The sequence below is a fragment of the Vibrio cionasavignyae genome, assembly GCF_050337155.1.
Classification (GTDB): domain Bacteria; phylum Pseudomonadota; class Gammaproteobacteria; order Enterobacterales; family Vibrionaceae; genus Vibrio; species Vibrio nomapromontoriensis.
This window is the reverse complement of record NZ_JAKJSR010000016.1, coordinates 121,838-136,919: the sequence shown is the minus strand read 5'-3', so window position 1 is coordinate 136,919 and position 15,082 is coordinate 121,838. Positions and strand designations below refer to the sequence as shown.

General features: G+C 40.7%; 9 protein-coding genes and 4 pseudogenes. 7 read left to right on the top strand and 6 right to left on the bottom strand.

Annotated elements, in window-relative coordinates:
- Positions 1 to 18: 18 nt before the first annotated feature.
- Entirely contained in the window at positions 19 to 1,008 is a 990-nt protein-coding gene (locus tag L4D74_RS13145; protein WP_428752520.1) for a DUF1852 domain-containing protein, read from the bottom strand.
- A 328-nt stretch (positions 1,009 to 1,336) separates the two neighbouring features.
- Between L4D74_RS13145 and L4D74_RS13140 the strand changes: the two genes are divergently transcribed.
- Both L4D74_RS13140 and L4D74_RS13135 read left to right on the top strand, forming a co-directional pair.
- Complete coding sequence (locus tag L4D74_RS13140; protein WP_428752519.1) at positions 1,337 to 2,146, top strand: sulfite exporter TauE/SafE family protein; 810 nt, start codon at positions 1,337 to 1,339, stop codon at positions 2,144 to 2,146.
- Between the two features lie 264 nt (positions 2,147 to 2,410).
- Entirely contained in the window at positions 2,411 to 3,757 is a 1,347-nt protein-coding gene (locus L4D74_RS13135; RefSeq protein WP_428752518.1) for an NCS2 family permease, read from the top strand.
- A 1,032-nt stretch (positions 3,758 to 4,789) separates the two neighbouring features.
- Here L4D74_RS13135 and L4D74_RS13130 read toward each other — a convergent pair.
- A pseudogene (locus L4D74_RS13130) lies at positions 4,790 to 5,174 on the bottom strand (VOC family protein).
- A gap of 97 nt (positions 5,175 to 5,271) precedes the next feature.
- Complete coding sequence (locus tag L4D74_RS13125) at positions 5,272 to 6,249, bottom strand: hypothetical protein (protein ID WP_428752517.1); 978 nt, start codon at positions 6,247 to 6,249, stop codon at positions 5,272 to 5,274.
- A 658-nt stretch (positions 6,250 to 6,907) separates the two neighbouring features.
- Between L4D74_RS13125 and L4D74_RS13120 the strand changes: the two are divergent.
- Positions 6,908 to 7,780, top strand: a pseudogene (locus L4D74_RS13120) (transposase).
- Between the two features lie 241 nt (positions 7,781 to 8,021).
- Positions 8,022 to 8,147: pseudogene (locus L4D74_RS13115) on the top strand (IS256 family transposase); the annotation flags it as partial.
- A 67-nt stretch (positions 8,148 to 8,214) separates the two neighbouring features.
- Here L4D74_RS13115 and L4D74_RS13110 read toward each other — a convergent pair.
- Entirely contained in the window at positions 8,215 to 8,502 is a 288-nt protein-coding gene (locus tag L4D74_RS13110; RefSeq protein ID WP_428752516.1) for a hypothetical protein, read from the bottom strand.
- A 10-nt stretch (positions 8,503 to 8,512) separates the two neighbouring features.
- Complete coding sequence (locus tag L4D74_RS13105; RefSeq protein WP_428752515.1) at positions 8,513 to 9,217, bottom strand: hypothetical protein; 705 nt, start codon at positions 9,215 to 9,217, stop codon at positions 8,513 to 8,515.
- 112 nt (positions 9,218 to 9,329) lie between these two features.
- Here L4D74_RS13105 and L4D74_RS13100 point away from each other — a divergent pair, with 112 nt between their 5' ends.
- From L4D74_RS13100 to L4D74_RS13090, 3 genes and pseudogenes are all read left to right on the top strand, one after another.
- Positions 9,330 to 10,394: a lipase family protein gene (locus tag L4D74_RS13100; protein ID WP_428752514.1), complete on the top strand. Its 1,065-nt coding sequence runs from the start codon at positions 9,330 to 9,332 to the stop codon at positions 10,392 to 10,394.
- A 517-nt stretch (positions 10,395 to 10,911) separates the two neighbouring features.
- Positions 10,912 to 11,133, top strand: a pseudogene (locus tag L4D74_RS13095) (permease); the annotation flags it as partial.
- Positions 11,134 to 11,456: 323 nt separating this feature from the next.
- A complete protein-coding gene (locus tag L4D74_RS13090; protein WP_428752513.1) occupies positions 11,457 to 13,145 on the top strand; it encodes a hypothetical protein in 1,689 nt (562 codons plus the stop codon).
- 980 nt (positions 13,146 to 14,125) lie between these two features.
- Here L4D74_RS13090 and phnD read toward each other — a convergent pair.
- On the bottom strand, positions 14,126 to 15,049 hold the full coding sequence (gene phnD, locus L4D74_RS13085) for a phosphate/phosphite/phosphonate ABC transporter substrate-binding protein (protein ID WP_428752512.1): 924 nt from the start codon (positions 15,047 to 15,049) through the stop codon (positions 14,126 to 14,128).
- Positions 15,050 to 15,082: the final 33 nt, after the last annotated feature.

Below are 15,082 nucleotides of genomic sequence, written 5' to 3'. Positions count from 1 at the left end.
CCGCTTAGATTTCGTTCATTAAAGAAAATTTTGAGCAGACCACTGCTCAAGTACAATGTTATAGGGCTTAATAAAGTGTTCTTCAGCAAACCTCCCTTGATCAATCGCCAGCTGACTTCGCTCACCTCTGTCATACACGACTTGAGTTAATGAGTGGTCTTGGTTTTTTAAGTTTGGTTGATAGCATTGCCCCGCAGCAGCATTGGCATTATAGATTTCAGGACGGTAGATTTTTTGGAACGTGCCCATCGTGCTAATCGTGCTAATGAGTTCAAGATTGGTATAATCATTGAGTAAATCACCAAAGAAATAGAAAGCGAACGGAGCAACACTGTTTGCTGGCATAAAATAGCGAACCTGGAGTCCCATTTTTTTGAAATATTGCTCCGTCAACGACGTATCATTTGGCTCATATTCAAACCCAAGCACGGGATGTTGATTTTCCGTGCGGTAATAGGTCTTGTTGTCAGAAACACTCAGACATATTACTGGTGGCTTATTAAAGTTTTCTTGATAAGTCGGGGAATTGACGAAATGCTTAAATAATTTCCCGTGTAACTCACCAAAGTTATCAGGAACACTAAATTGTGGTTGATCTTTATTATGGTTAAGGAGTAAGACGCTAAAGTCATAATCTCGCACATAGGAGGAGAAGTTGTTTCCTACTATTCCTTCGCTGCGCTCATTCGTTTTATGGTCGATAATATTTGTTTTTAAAACTTCAATTGAAGGAAATGCCTGACCCGTACCTTCAATATCTAAATCAACCGAAATGATCTCTAGTTCAATAGAGTAACGCTCCGCACTAGGGTTGTCCCAGCTAACTAAGGCATTGAAACTATTGTTAATCATCTTTAACGCATTACGTAAGTTTTCTTGTCGGTTGCGTCCCCTCGCTAGATTAGCAAAGTTGGTTGTGATACGAGTGTTGTCAGAAGGCTGATAATTTTCATCGAGACAAGTACTCTTAATCGTAAAATCAAACTGTGTATTTTCTGTGCTTATCATGATTTATTGTCCCAAATTAGTGTCTAAAATTAATGTTGTTTCGTCTCGGATAGTTTTAATGAAAGCGTGCTATGACCGGAATGACATTAATGTGATGCTGTATTGAAATTGTTGCTTAAGGAATTTATACGGATATTAACGGGTGATGAAAAATGCTTTTACTTCACATTCAATATGAATAATTTTCATGATGAATACTGTTTGAAACTATTTTGTTTTGAAATTAGTATTGTTCGTCGGTTATATGTTTTCTTAAATAAAATATACCTCATTTTTGTGTGGTTTATTTTTGCATACTTATTATTACATTAATTAAAGAGATAAACGGATGAGTGAAATGCTGTTGTTAGTAATGTACTGCTTACTTCTAGGAAGTGGTGTTGGCTTTTTAGCTGGGCTGTTAGGCATAGGAGGAGGGCTGATTATAGTGCCAGTGCTGAGTAGTATTTTATTTCACTTCAACATTTTGCCTTCTGAGCAAGTTGTCGTCGCGGCGATTGCCACCTCCTTGGCGTCAATATTGTTTACGTCTACCTCTTCAGCTCTAGCGCATCACAAAAACGGCAACGTACCCTGGGAGCTGGCGCCTTGGGTTATGGTGGGAGTGGCATTAGGTGCGCTGATCAGTGGCTTTTTAGCCACGCTTTTGCCAGAGCAAGTCGTTCGCTTAGTGTTTGCGGTAAGCGTTGTCCTTATCGCGATAAAGATGTTTTTGAGCAGCAAAAGTGATACCACGAAATCACGAAAAATACCTAATAAAGGTGTGCTAACGCTCCTTACCACAATCACGGGTGGTCTATCTGCCATGATTGGAATAGGGGGAGGGGCGTTGTTGGTGCCTCTGTTGACGTTTTTTTCGGTCGACATGAAAAAGGCAATAGGCTGTGCGTCTGCATGTGGAATTGTTATTGCGCTATGTGGGTCTATCGGGTACATCACTGCAGGTAGCCGTGACTTAGCATTAGCAGATGGATTTGTAGGGTTTGTGTATTTACCTGCGCTACTGGGCATCGTATGTACATCTTGGTTTGCTGCTCCATTAGGCGCGAAAGCAACCCATTACCTACCAGTATCGACAATTAAAAAGATCTTTGCTGGGCTGTTGTTAGTCATTGCTGTGAATATGGTGGCGAGTTAAGTTCGCGGTAATATCCGTGAAGGTGTGGCTTGAATTATATGCCTGTGACAACGCCGTTGTGTTTATGGAAGAACGCGTTAGCAGGTTAATTTTTGGCACACTTGGGTCATGTTACCCTGCTTTTTCCTATCAAAGATGAAACCTTCGATTCTACCTATTGCGCAAGCAAACGTTTACGTGTATTTTCTCGCCACTTAAATTTTAACTAACATTTTGTTGGGCCCTTATTGAACGGATGAGACCCAATAGAGACGAGGAATAGGCATGACCGAGAATACATCAACTGCACCGAGCAGTTGGCTCAATAACGTTTTTTTGATTTCACAACGTGGAAGTAACGTTCGTCAAGAGGTTGTTGCAGGTCTTACGACATTTTTGGCGATGGTATATTCGGTTATCGTTGTCCCTAGCATGCTCGGTGTCGCGGGTTTCGACCAAGGTTCTGTGTTTATCGCCACGTGTTTAGTGGCTGCGTTTGGTTCAATGTTGATGGGTTTTTGGGCCAACCTACCCATGGCCATTGGTTGTGCTATCTCATTAACGGCGTTTACCGCTTTTAGCTTAGTGTTGGGGCAGGGCGTTTCAATACCGGTCGCATTAGGTGCCGTATTCTTAATGGGGGCGATTTTTACCGCCATTACCGTTACGGGCGTGCGCCAATGGATTCTAACTAACCTTCCTGAAGGTATTGCTCACGGTACGGGTATTGGTATTGGCTTATTCTTGCTATTAATCGCGGCAAGTGGTGTTGGCCTAGTCATCAAAAACCCGGTAGAGGGATTGCCAGTTACGTTAGGTGAGTTCACTTCGTTTCCTGTGATCATGTCTATGCTGGGTCTTGCCGCTATTTTTGGACTTGAAAAGCGTCAGGTTCCTGGTGGCATTCTTTTTGTTATTGTTGCGATTTCTGTGTTCGGCCTGATTTTTGATCCTGCTGTGCAATATCAGGGATTTTTTGCGTTACCTAGCATTGGTGGTGAGGGCTCTCTGATGGGGACGATGGACATCATGGGGGCACTCAATCCAATCGTTCTACCGAGTGTGTTGGCCTTGGTCATGACCGCTATTTTTGACGCCACTGGCACAATTCGAGCAGTAGCGGGTCAAGCCAATCTGCTTGATAAAGACGGCAATATTATTGATGGCGGTAAAGCGCTAACCTCAGATTCGGTGTCGAGTATCGTTTCTGGTGCGGTGGGTGGTGCGCCTGCAGCCGTTTATATTGAATCAGCCGCGGGTACGGCGGCTGGTGGTAAAACCGGTCTTACCGCCGTCGTGGTAGGTGTGCTGTTCTTGTTTCTATTATTCTTAGCGCCGATTAGTTATTTAGTGCCAGCATACGCAACAGCACCTGCGTTAATGTACGTGGGATTACTGATGCTAGGTAACGTACGTAAACTGAATTTTGATGATTCAGTTGATGCATTATCAGGTTTGGTTTGTGCAGTATTCATTGTTCTAACCGGTAACATCGTAACAGGCATCATGCTGGGTTTCTTGTGCCTCGTTGTTGGCCGTCTTTTCTCTGGCGAATGGAAGAAACTGAATCTGGGTATTGTGCTTATTACCCTAGTGTTAGTTGTTTTCTATGCGGGTGGTTGGGCTATCTAACGTCTCCTATCAGTAAATTTAGTTGCTATGCCCAGTCAATTGACTGGGCATTTTTTTGCTCTGCGTATTTTTGAGCGTAGGCGTGATGGTGATAGCATGCAGCTCAGTTGTAGCTCTAGATATTTAAGTCAGAATCAATTGTTGGATATTAATGTTGTAGTGGCTATTCAAGTATCGAAATAGAATAAGAGCTCCTGATCGAAGAGAAGGTAGAACCTCTCGTAGTAGCTGTGAAAATGGAAAATTTGTAGAGAATTTAAAATGTGTACTTCTTACTTATGGTCTGTTAAAGATTGGTTTTTTCTAATTTCATGCCTCGTTGCGATTGGGTATACCGCATATGTTGTATGGAGTGGACGACTGGCGGATTATGATTTAGGAAAGCCGATTAGAATCTTGGTTAGAATAATGGCATTGCTAATGTGTATTCTTGCGTTGACTAGTTTGTTTTTTTTCATCTGGGACTCGTACCCCGCGTTGTGTGTATCGTCATCAGCGATGCGCTGAGTCTCGCTATTTATGGGTAACAAAAACTACTTCCTTTCATGGTTAGTTAACTAAGTAACAATTTTTTTAGAATTGGTCACACGTTTTTTTGCTGCAATGCTTTTCATAGAAAGTGAATTTATGCGTTAACTTACAGTTAGTTAGATAACAGCCAAAAACACAAAAGTGATAGAATTTTTCATTATTTGAGCGTCGAAAGTGTAGAAAATGATGTTTTAAATCTGTGAGGACAGTTAAAAATGGAAGGGGAAAAGTTGACATTGCCTACAGGTCAGTTAATGGAGCCACAGCAAACTATTTTAGGAATGGTCTTGCTCGAACTAGGTGCACAACCAGAAGCTTTAGTTCTTGCTAAACTGAATCTAATTGTGCGATGCCTTCAACGAATACGGCATTTGAGATAGAAGATTAATGCCTTGTTAAGTAGCAGCTAACTACCACTATACTCAAACAAATCCACCGTAATCACTAAACTCAACCAAAACAAAAATCACCAAACGTTAGCTGTCGAACTTGAATAATTTGTTAGGCGCTGGTCTCAAGTTTCCACGGCGGATTTAGCCGATTTTCGTCAGCCCAATATAGTTTGAGTTTATTGCCTGACGGGTCAGGTAATACAGCTTCTTTCAAAAGGTCTCTTTTCATCGTTGGTTCATGCGTGAATTCGATACCTTCAGACTTAAGATGTGTGACGAGGCTATCAAGTTTCTCATGCTCAATGTAAACGACACTACAACAATGTAAACTTTGTTTCAATGCCTAGATAGACTGAGAAAGTCGCATCACCGTCAGGTAATGAAAACCTAGCATAGTGCTCGTTACCAACGATTTGAGTTAAGCCGAGCTTTGTGTAAAACTTGGTCGCTAGTTCTATATCATGAACTGCCAATGTTACTTGATTTAAATTCATCTGCTTTCCTTGCCTGAACCTCTGTTTCACCTAACGTCACCAATAACAGTCAATTTAAAGAGGCTAAGCGTAGCTGCGCAGCTATAAAATATCCACGTTAATTGACCTTACTAGGATTTTCTATTTCTTCATAAAGTGAAACGACGTTAACCGGAAGAAATTGTGCATCAACGTTCCATTTTGCTATTTTGCCTTCTCCACAACTAAGAACTTTATTTGTAAATATCTTGGCTGCATCTAGGCAGTTAATTTGAAGTTGATATTTGTATTTGTCTTTACAATCTTTTCCTCTTCTTATGTAATGTTTAACATCCATAATTATAGGTCGCTTGGTCCGAACAACTTGACCATTTAAAGTAAAATCACTAATGATCTCTAGTTTTTTGTCAATATTTTCTTCGCATGCAGCAACAGAACCTTCTGGCAAATAATCGACTACTGAAACCATCAAAGTGAATGATTTTGAGAATTGTCGCCAAGGCCCCTCTTTTTCATATTGAATATCTCTAAGTATTTCACTTACATCATCTTCGGGCTCAAGATTACGTACAAAATTGGGAATATGGTTTCCTGACTTTAATTGGGTAAGCTCAAGCTTTGTTGTATTGTATTTATGGGTCTCCTGGTCCTTCTCTGATTTTAATTCTCTGATTTCTTCCTTTAGTTCAAAAATGTACTTGTTTTTACTATCAAGTTTCTGTTTTGTCGAATTAAGTTCATTTAATGTTTCTGTTTTATTATTATAAATGCTTAACTGATTTTCCAAGCGGCTATCCGTCCACCAAGATATGCCAGCAAGTATCGCCGCAGACCCTGTTACTTTAAGTGCACCTATTGCAAAAGTTGCACCCTGAGTGCCTCCTAAAAATCTATAAAGAAGAGACGCTACCGCTATGCCCAAAAACACTGAAATAACTACTGGAGGAAATGGAATATTATAGATCTGAGTTGCACCGAGCATTAAAACTGGGCTTACTAGGCAAATAATAATTACAGTTAAAATAATGTAATCTTCAGCGCAAAGTGAAACCTTTCTCTTGTACGTATGATCTTCAGTATCATCTTTTCTACTCATAAACATCCTCTCTCGTGCCTAATGTCTTATTAGCTCGTTACTTGCACCAATAATCACGATTAGAGTGCATAACGGACTGTTATCGTTTAAACCTAGCAGAGAGCGACTGACAATGTTGTTTACAGGATCACAGCCTTTGTAGAACATCATCTCGTATGAGCCCTTTCATGAAACAGAACTCTGTTGCAGATTGATTATGAAGTATTCAGATGACATAGAAGTAACTCGAAACTAATCCAATTTTAGAAATATTGGATCGAAAATTACGTTAGTTAAGTGCTTTTCAATACTGAAAGGTACACGCTATGAGCTATCCAAACATTATCAATAACTTTCTCTTCAGAGAGTTCCAGTGCGGGTTAAGCACCGACCAGACGCAAGACTTTGCTTCGTTTCGGTTGGACAAGTAAATGATTAGAAGGACACACACCCAAGAAATGATTAGGAGGATAATTAGGAGGACACACACCAAAAGTATGAAATTAGTTTGATTTTAGTGAATTCGCCAACTCACCAACAATGCCATTAAAAGAGAACTGCTAAGTTACTTAAAACCTTTATAGCGGACCTCATTTTGACAACAGCCAGAAACCAACTTATCTCCGTGGATGCGACGTCGTATTACCACTGCGTATCACGTTGTGTGAGGCGTAGCTTTTTGTGCGGGGAAGACCCGCTCACCAACACGAGCTACGAACATCGAAGAGAGTGGATGGAGCGAAAAATTCACGCTCTGACACACGTATACTGCATCGATGTTTGCGCCTACGCCATCATGAGAATCACTATCACTTGGTGCTTCATATCAATAAAGACAAAGCGTTAGCATTGTCACTACACGATGTGGTCGAGCATTGGGGGCGTGAACATAAATTACCGGCACTCATAGAACGTTGGCAAAATAAGCAACTCACTCACCAGGTAGAAGAAGACAAGTGTATGAGCTCATTGAAATATGGCGAGAAAGGCTGTGGAACTTAAGTTGGTTCATGAAAGAGCTCAATTACGACATTGCGTGTAGGGCGAACAGAGAAGATAACTGCACAGGGCACTTTTGGGAAAGCCGTTTCAAAAGCCAAGCGTTGCTTGATGAAAAAGCACTTGACGCCGCAATGGCGTATGTCGACTTGAACCTTATTCGAGCAGGTATTGCTAAAACCCCTGAAACGTCGGAGTTTACCTCGATAAAAGCCAGAATCGATGCGCTGGATAAAAACTTAACGACAGCCCCATGTTTGCACCCTTTTATCGGCAATCCGACGAATAAAATGCTAGATGGTATTCCGTTTCGGCTCATCGACGACATTGAGTTAGTAGACTGGGCTGCACGTCTATTTCGCGAAAACAAAGCCAGTATGGATGATAATCAACCCGCTATTTTGACGCGTTGAATTTCAATCAAAAGAGTTGGTTAACGGTATGTACTGAATTAGAGAAAACACGTTCGACTGCGGTTGGGTGTCACATTAATACAGTTCAAGCTAAGGCCGCCTTAAAAAAGAGCAAGATGCAAACCTATCAACTAGAATAAGCGCCATTTTCACCGCCACTCCTACCCTATAGGCCAGTGAAAACTCTGGATACTGTCGTTCGCCCAATTCCTAAACGTAAGTAACGTATCTTAAGAAACTAGACAACTTCACCAAAATAGATTGAAGAAAGCGAAAGTATGCAGTTGATTGCTACTTTGAATACGGGAGTGGTTTTGATTTCTTTTTAAGTGTTTTGCATTTAATTGTTTTGCATTTAAGTGTTTACTCTTTTAGGTGACTAGAAAGGTGGTGTATCTGGCGATCATGGATGCTTCCAAGAGGTGGACAATGCCAATCCATCACTGGAAGCAAGCGCTAAACCGTTTTATGATTATGTTCGAAGACCGATTAACTGAATACTTGTAACCAAGAGCAGTTACACAGAATTATTTACAGGGTCACAAATGGCTCTGTCTTTTGTTTGTTTGCATTCTCAGATGACGATATCTGCAATCTTGGCTATCTCAATCGCCACTTCGCCTAATGCTTGAATTCGTACTTTGAGTTCTGCCTGACTGATGTTTTGTTGCGAGGCTCTCAATACCACGGCTTTAAGCTTTTCATATACAACAACATCGACCTCTGGGTGTATCTCTTTTAGTTCTGAAATCGACAGGCCAGATAGCTTGGTCAGCTCAGAACTATAGGTACCGTTGAATGTTTGTTCAATAATGGCAAAATCGTCACTCAGTAGTTTGTCCAGTTCATCTAAATAGCTCATGCTGAAATCCTTATTTTAAAATACTTAGCTTATTAATGGTGTCTTGAAGCTTTGCTTGTGCTCCTTCAACACCACCCATATCATCGATTTCTTTCTTGCTCTTGTTGGTGAACTCTGCAATCTCGTCCGAGGCTTTGGCTAGTTTAGTGGCGATATACTCATCAATATCAGCTTCAATTCCCACTTCGTTGAGTAAATTCTCTTGAGCGTCGTGGACTTTAACCACAGAAGCTAAGTGGCCGGTTACAATGGAGTTCGCTTGATGAATGGCCAAGTATGAGCGGTTCGTCGACTTCAATAGTTCATTTTCTTGTCCATTTAAATTATCGAGCAGCAGCTTACGTTGCCTCTCAACAGATTTTGTCACATTAGACACGAGAACTTTCATTGCCCCAAGCGCTTTTTCTTGTTGCTTCGTGCTAGCATCTTCCGCAAACCCTACCGAAATCATGTCGATGAAGGAGAGTTTTCCTTCGGCAAGTCTGTTGCGATCTTTCTTAATCGCCTCCTTGATCGCATAAGGCGTGTAAACATCGTCGACAAACTTATTCACATCAGCCCTCATTCGAGAATACAAAATCGTGATGGTTTGCACATGGGCTTTGTGCATTTTCTCGATATCACGCCCGACAGTCGCCGATAGCTCAACAGATTGAGTCGGGACTTGAGCACAGCCCGCAAGAACTGCGATAAAAATTGCTACTAATACGCGCATTTTCCATTTCCATATATTGAGTGACCGATTCACTTCAGTAATTGCAAGTTCGTTCAATGACTGGTTAAATATTAAACATGTATGAAGTTAATTGCAAAAGGAATTGTTGAGTATGAGTGTGCTAAACAAAGTTAATCTTGAAATGGATAACAAGGCCAAATTACTTGGCTTAAGCGTGCCCAGCTATCGTCAAGCATACAGTGACCGAACTGCCTGGATGATGGCGACGTTATCTGAGCTTGCATACCTGCGTTATAATCAGGCACTGCCGAGCAAATTACAGAAATTAGGTTTGAATGAAGCATTAGGCCGGCTGGTGGATGAATCAACAAATATAAACGCGACTAAAGCACTGTCGGTATTAGAAAGCCTGCTTTGGGATCATGAAGAAGAAAAACAGCGACTGATAAATGAACTAAATACGCTTAATGACGCAACGTTACTCGAAACCTTTGATACCGAACTTGGGACTCAAGCCATTTTGGTAGAAACTCGAATTGGTTACGTGTTGTCATTTCGAGGAACCGAGGCTACAAGCCTGAATGACATAAAGTCTGATGCCAAGGCGATGTTAACCAAGTGCAAAACCTCAGGCAGGGTCCATGAAGGCTTTCACAACGCATATGAATCGGTAGAACAAAAGCTCAATGAAGCGTTGGACGAATTAAGCGGCGACAAGCCCTTATTTATTACCGGGCACAGTTTGGGTGGTGCGTTAGCAACTATCGCGGCTAAAAGATTAAACTTCAAAAGTGGTATAGCCGCTTGTTATACATTCGGTGCGCCTAGAGTGGGCGACAAAGAATGGATTTCTACAATAAAAACGCCGATTTATCGCGTAGTAAACGCCGCAGATGCTGTGACGATGCTGCCGCCAAATGGCGTCGTCATTGGTGCCCTTAGTACAGCCGCTGGCTTACTCCCTTGGGTAGGTACTCAGGTAAAAGAGTTCTTATTAGAGAGGTTAAATGGTTATATTCATGGTGGGAATATGCGCTACCTAACCAACTGTAAGAATGGCGAATATGACGATGTTCAGCTGCTTTACTCAGTGTCGTTTCTATTCCGGCTCAAAGCACTTGTGATCGGTAAGCTCCCTTATAAGAAATTTCTCGCCGATCACTCAATCAGCATATACAGGCAAAAACTAGAGATAGTCGCAATAAAGCGCAATTGAGTTATCCAGTCAGGCCGGAGCAAACCACAAGTCAACCTGAGTGTTCATGGGTCACGCTCAGTTGTTGGTATTAATTAAATGAACTAGCACTCATTTTGTTGGAGCTACGTTTTAGTGAAATGTGCTTTTAAGTGAATGTCTGTCTTCTCACAGAGCTTTCATGACATAACTGTTCCTTAGTATTTTATGTTCTGCTTATCATCGGCTGGGCGAATGGGCGAATGGGCGAATGGTCGGCTATGGCTTAGTTGGTAAGTGTATTCAACGTAGTTCGAATTTATTGTTTTTCAAGCTCGTTAAGATCACATATGCCAAATGTAATTAAATGTAACACTAAGAGCTGAGCAGTGATCAAATAGCCGTCGATCATTTCTAAAAAGGATTAACAGGACACACACCAAAAGTATTCGTACGCTCCAAGCCAAGGCCTCCCTTAAACAGGCTGTTAATTTTTCATTGTTAGCACGGGAGTGCCTTTTGATTTCTTTTGAAGTGTGTGTCCTTTATAAGATTTTACGTACGTAAACTGAATTTTGATGATTCAGTTGATGCATTATCGGGTTTGGTTTGTGCGGTATTCATTGTTCTAACTGGTAACATCGTAACAGGCATCATGCTGGGTTTCTTGTGCCTTGTTGTTGGCCGTCTTTTCTCTGGCGAATGGAAGAAACTGAATCTGGGTATTGTGCTTATTACCCTAGTGTTAGTTGTTTTCTATGCGGGTGGTTGGGCAATCTAGCGTCTCCTATCAGCAAATTTAGTTGCTATGCCCAGTCAATTGGCTGGGTATTTTTTTGTGTACCACTGAATAAAATGCCTGCGTTTTGAAAGGGTGGTAGGCATAACCAAAGCGTCATATTAAGGAGGTAATGGAAGCTAACTCGTTTATGCCCCAAACTGTGTTGCGCTCGATAGAACAGCATTTATTCTTAGCTCATAATTGCATAAGCAAAATTTATGCACGGGGCAAAGGCAAGACCTGTCCCCTTCCTGTTTGATTGTGACGTTAGTGAACTTTTGGATTAGTTAGAACAGATTTAAAACAAGAATTAGAAGGTAAAAATGTCAGTTGCAAATACCAGAAAAAAAATTGAGAAATTCCTACTATCTGAAATACCAGAAGTACTGGTCATAAAAGGAGATTGGGGGGTAGGCAAAACATTTACTTGGAAAAAATTCTTTCAGGAAATCAGGGAAGAAAATCATATTGAACTAGAGCATTACTCATATGTGTCTCTATTTGGTATTGAGTCTCTACATGAACTTAAGCGAAGTATAGCACTCAGTAAAGTTAACACGAAAACAGCCTTGAATAGCAACGTTAAAGAAGAGCAAAATCTTAAGCACTACCTGAATAAAATTGGCAACACCGTAAAGCATCCAATAATGAAACTGTTAGATAGTGGCAAAGATGTTGAGTTATTCGGTGTTGCTGGTTTAGGAGGCATGGTCGACTCTATCCTTTATGCGACGCTTTCAAAAACAATAGTGTGTTTTGACGATTTAGAGCGTCATAGTGATTCACTGTCTGTAAGAGATATTCTCGGAATGGCTTCTTACTTGAAAGAAGAAAAAAGGTGCAAAATTGTCATACTTTTAAATGAGGATGGGGATAAAGCAAGGCTCGAAGAGTACTTCAAATATCACGAGAAAGTGGTAGATACCCAAATCGCCTTTGAGCCAACTGCGACAGAGTGCTTTGACTTGGCAATTGATGAACAAGAGAAATATGAACTAATCCGAAAGTGTTGCGTTAGTTTACAGATAAAGAACATTAGAGTACTGAAGAAAATTGAACGACATACACAAGAGCTACTTAAACACCTATCCTCTTATGACGAGATGATAGTACAACAAGCTATCTATTCGTTAGTTGCAATTAGTTGGTGCTATTACTGCCACAGTTCAGACCCCGAAAAGATACCATCATTCGAGTTCATAACTACCAAAGAAAGATTTTTTGGATTATCTGATGATAAAGAGGGCAAGGAAAAAAAGCTTTGGTCACAAAAACTAAATCAGTATGGCTACCAGCACACAGATGAGCTGGATCTGCTAATAGCTGAATGCATCGAACAAGGGTATGTAGACGAAGAAAAATTGAAGTTACTATGTTCGTCAAAGCAAGACGAAATTAACAACCAAAGCAAAAATAAAGGATTAGAAGAAGCTTGGAATCTGTTTCATGGCTCTTTTGCTGAAAATACACAAGAGGTTGTTGAAGCAATGAAGCGAGGGCTGGAAGCTTCTGTTCACCACACAAGCTCATCACAATATGGTCAGGGAGTAAAACTTATACGTGATTTAGGTGATGAGCAACTTGCAGACGAAATGATTGCCAATTACATAGATTGTCACAAAGAAAACTATGAAAAATTTAATCTTTCAGATCTATATAGCAACCCCTTTGGAGTTGATGACCAAGGGTTTGCTGATAAGCTTAAAGAGGCTTTCGAACAATACAAAAAAGACCCTGAGCCAATCGATATTTTGGAGAAAAGAAGAGGCCAGAACTCATTTAATACCTCTGAAGCAGAGGTATTAGGTAAAATCCCTAAAGAAGAATTAAAAGAAATGATTAAAAGCTTTACGGGCGAAGACCTCACTGATTTTGTCCGAGTAATTATCATGATGGGGGCAACAAATGAAGCTCTGCAAACCAACATCAATGAAGTTCTTCAGGAAATTGGTGACGAAAGCGATATTAACAGGGCTAGGTTGGCAAAATTTGGAATCAAGAACAGTAAATAATCCATTAGCTAAGAAGTGAAACGACAAAGTCCATAGTGTTCACATTAGCGAAGTGGATTAGTCAGGACTCAATCTGTCAGAGCCAAAAATAAGGTTGTAACCAGATCTGACAGATTGATCTATTACGCCTTTGCCCCAAACCTTCTCAAACCTGCAAACGGAGCACCTGAGCAGTAAACCGATAGACCAAGTTAATCTAATCCGTACTTTGTTCTATTATCCGGAGTTTTTCCGTAACTCGACCCCCACAACTATATGCAGATTCACATAACAGGTTGATACTTGTTGAGTTTTATAATAAATGGTAGCAACATAGACGGAATGCAAAGACGGAAAAATTCCGTCTATGAAGCGTTAGTTGCACTTAGAAATTTAGTGGTCAAATCATTGTCCCTTTAGCTATGCAGCGATAAGCCCCACTGCTTAACTTTCTTTCCGGTGGCAGCGTGAAAGCGTCATTCGTTTTAGCAATCGAGGTTTCGCGGAACTGCTTTTTGTGTCCGTCCGTGAGCAACGAAAGTAACATCTTCCTCGACCTGTTTTCCGGTGACTTCGGTGGTTTCTTTTTCGCGCTAACTCGCATTAATCGAAAGATGTCAGTTCTGTCAGCTATCAAGTATGGCTTGGTAATAGTAATTTAGTTTGCGGCAAGCAATGAGCAGCTTGGTGCAAATAAAAGAATAGGGGCGTAGGCAACTAACAAACTACTCAAGTGGACGCCATAAGCTTGGCGGTTTTGGTTTGAAGTTTAGTGCGCTTGGAAAGTTGGTCGTTAGCGCCACTTAGCAGGGCGTTACTTTTACATACTTATACTAATCCATTACATCCTAATTTAGTAATATAGCTGACAAGGTTTTGTCCAATTTTGAGCCGGCGAGTTCTACGCTGACTCATTTTATTCAGAGACGTATTCTGATGCACCCTTAATTCGTCTTTATTACCTGCAGATATTTCAATTCATATTTGACCAAGTGAATTAATTATCGCTGCACAAATTTTGTTGCTTTGACCAAATCAATGACCGACTGATATTCTTCAATACTTGTATCAGCGAGGTGGCGTAAACCTCCGGCGGCTTTCGAAAAACACTCATTGTCTTCTTTATCAAGTTTCTTGACCGCAGTAACAAGCTTAGTTTTAAATTCAGGGTTTAGATTATTACTGACTATGGTTGAACCATTTGCAATAAGTGGTGATTTCCAAATAATACGTATTTTATCCATCACTTCGGGGTTATGTTTTGCAAAGCGGTGAAGTGCACCAGCTGAGTAACCCATACTTTCAATGCCAACCATACTTGATGCGGTTACCGCAGCGTCAAATTGCCCGTTAATGACACCCATAATATTTTGTTCATGGCCACCCGAAAAGCTAATTGACTTGAAGAAACCGTTATATCGATTATCCATTATTCCACCAATCTGTTGTTCTAATTGGTTGTTTGGCACTAGGTATCCTGATGTTGAGTTCGGGTCTGAAAAAGCAAATGTACTATTACGCAGGTCATCAATGCTGTTGTATTGGCTGTCTGCTTTTACGACGATGACTGAGTGGTATCCACGTGAGTTGTCAGTGTTATCTGCGATTAAACCCACAATATCGACGGAATTTGGATCATTTAGATGCACTTCAGCGAATGCTTTGGGTGACATGTTTATCACTAAATCAATGTGCTTTCCAAGCAGCCCCTGAATGACGGAGTTGTAATCGCTAGAATTTCTTATGTTTGTTTCCACTCCTAGTTCATTTCGTATGAACTCTACAACACATTGATTGTTGCCTATTTGTGCTTCAGCATTTTCACCACCTAAAATGCCAAGACTTATCGACTTAGGCACAGATGCATATGCATTAAAAGTAAGAGAGGTAGTCAGCAATAAATAGCTTAATAATTTCATCTTCATGTCACTTTCCTTAAATTCCAATTAGTAAAATAA

Bases quoted from the DNA above. Each gene is read 5' to 3' on its own strand.
- L4D74_RS13125 (WP_428752517.1), bottom strand. From the start codon at position 6,249: ATGAGTAGAAAAGATGATACTGAAGATCATACGTACAAGAGAAAGGTT.
- L4D74_RS13090 (WP_428752513.1), top strand. From the start codon at position 11,457: ATGTCAGTTGCAAATACCAGAAAAAAAATTGAGAAATTCCTACTATCT.
- phnD (WP_428752512.1), bottom strand. From the start codon at position 15,049: ATGAAGATGAAATTATTAAGCTATTTATTGCTGACTACCTCTCTTACT.
- L4D74_RS13105 (WP_428752515.1), bottom strand. From the start codon at position 9,217: ATGCGCGTATTAGTAGCAATTTTTATCGCAGTTCTTGCGGGCTGTGCT.
- L4D74_RS13140 (WP_428752519.1), top strand. From the start codon at position 1,337: ATGAGTGAAATGCTGTTGTTAGTAATGTACTGCTTACTTCTAGGAAGT.
- L4D74_RS13110 (WP_428752516.1), bottom strand. From the start codon at position 8,502: ATGAGCTATTTAGATGAACTGGACAAACTACTGAGTGACGATTTTGCC.
- L4D74_RS13145 (WP_428752520.1), bottom strand. From the start codon at position 1,008: ATGATAAGCACAGAAAATACACAGTTTGATTTTACGATTAAGAGTACT.
- L4D74_RS13135 (WP_428752518.1), top strand. From the start codon at position 2,411: ATGACCGAGAATACATCAACTGCACCGAGCAGTTGGCTCAATAACGTT.
- L4D74_RS13100 (WP_428752514.1), top strand. From the start codon at position 9,330: ATGAGTGTGCTAAACAAAGTTAATCTTGAAATGGATAACAAGGCCAAA.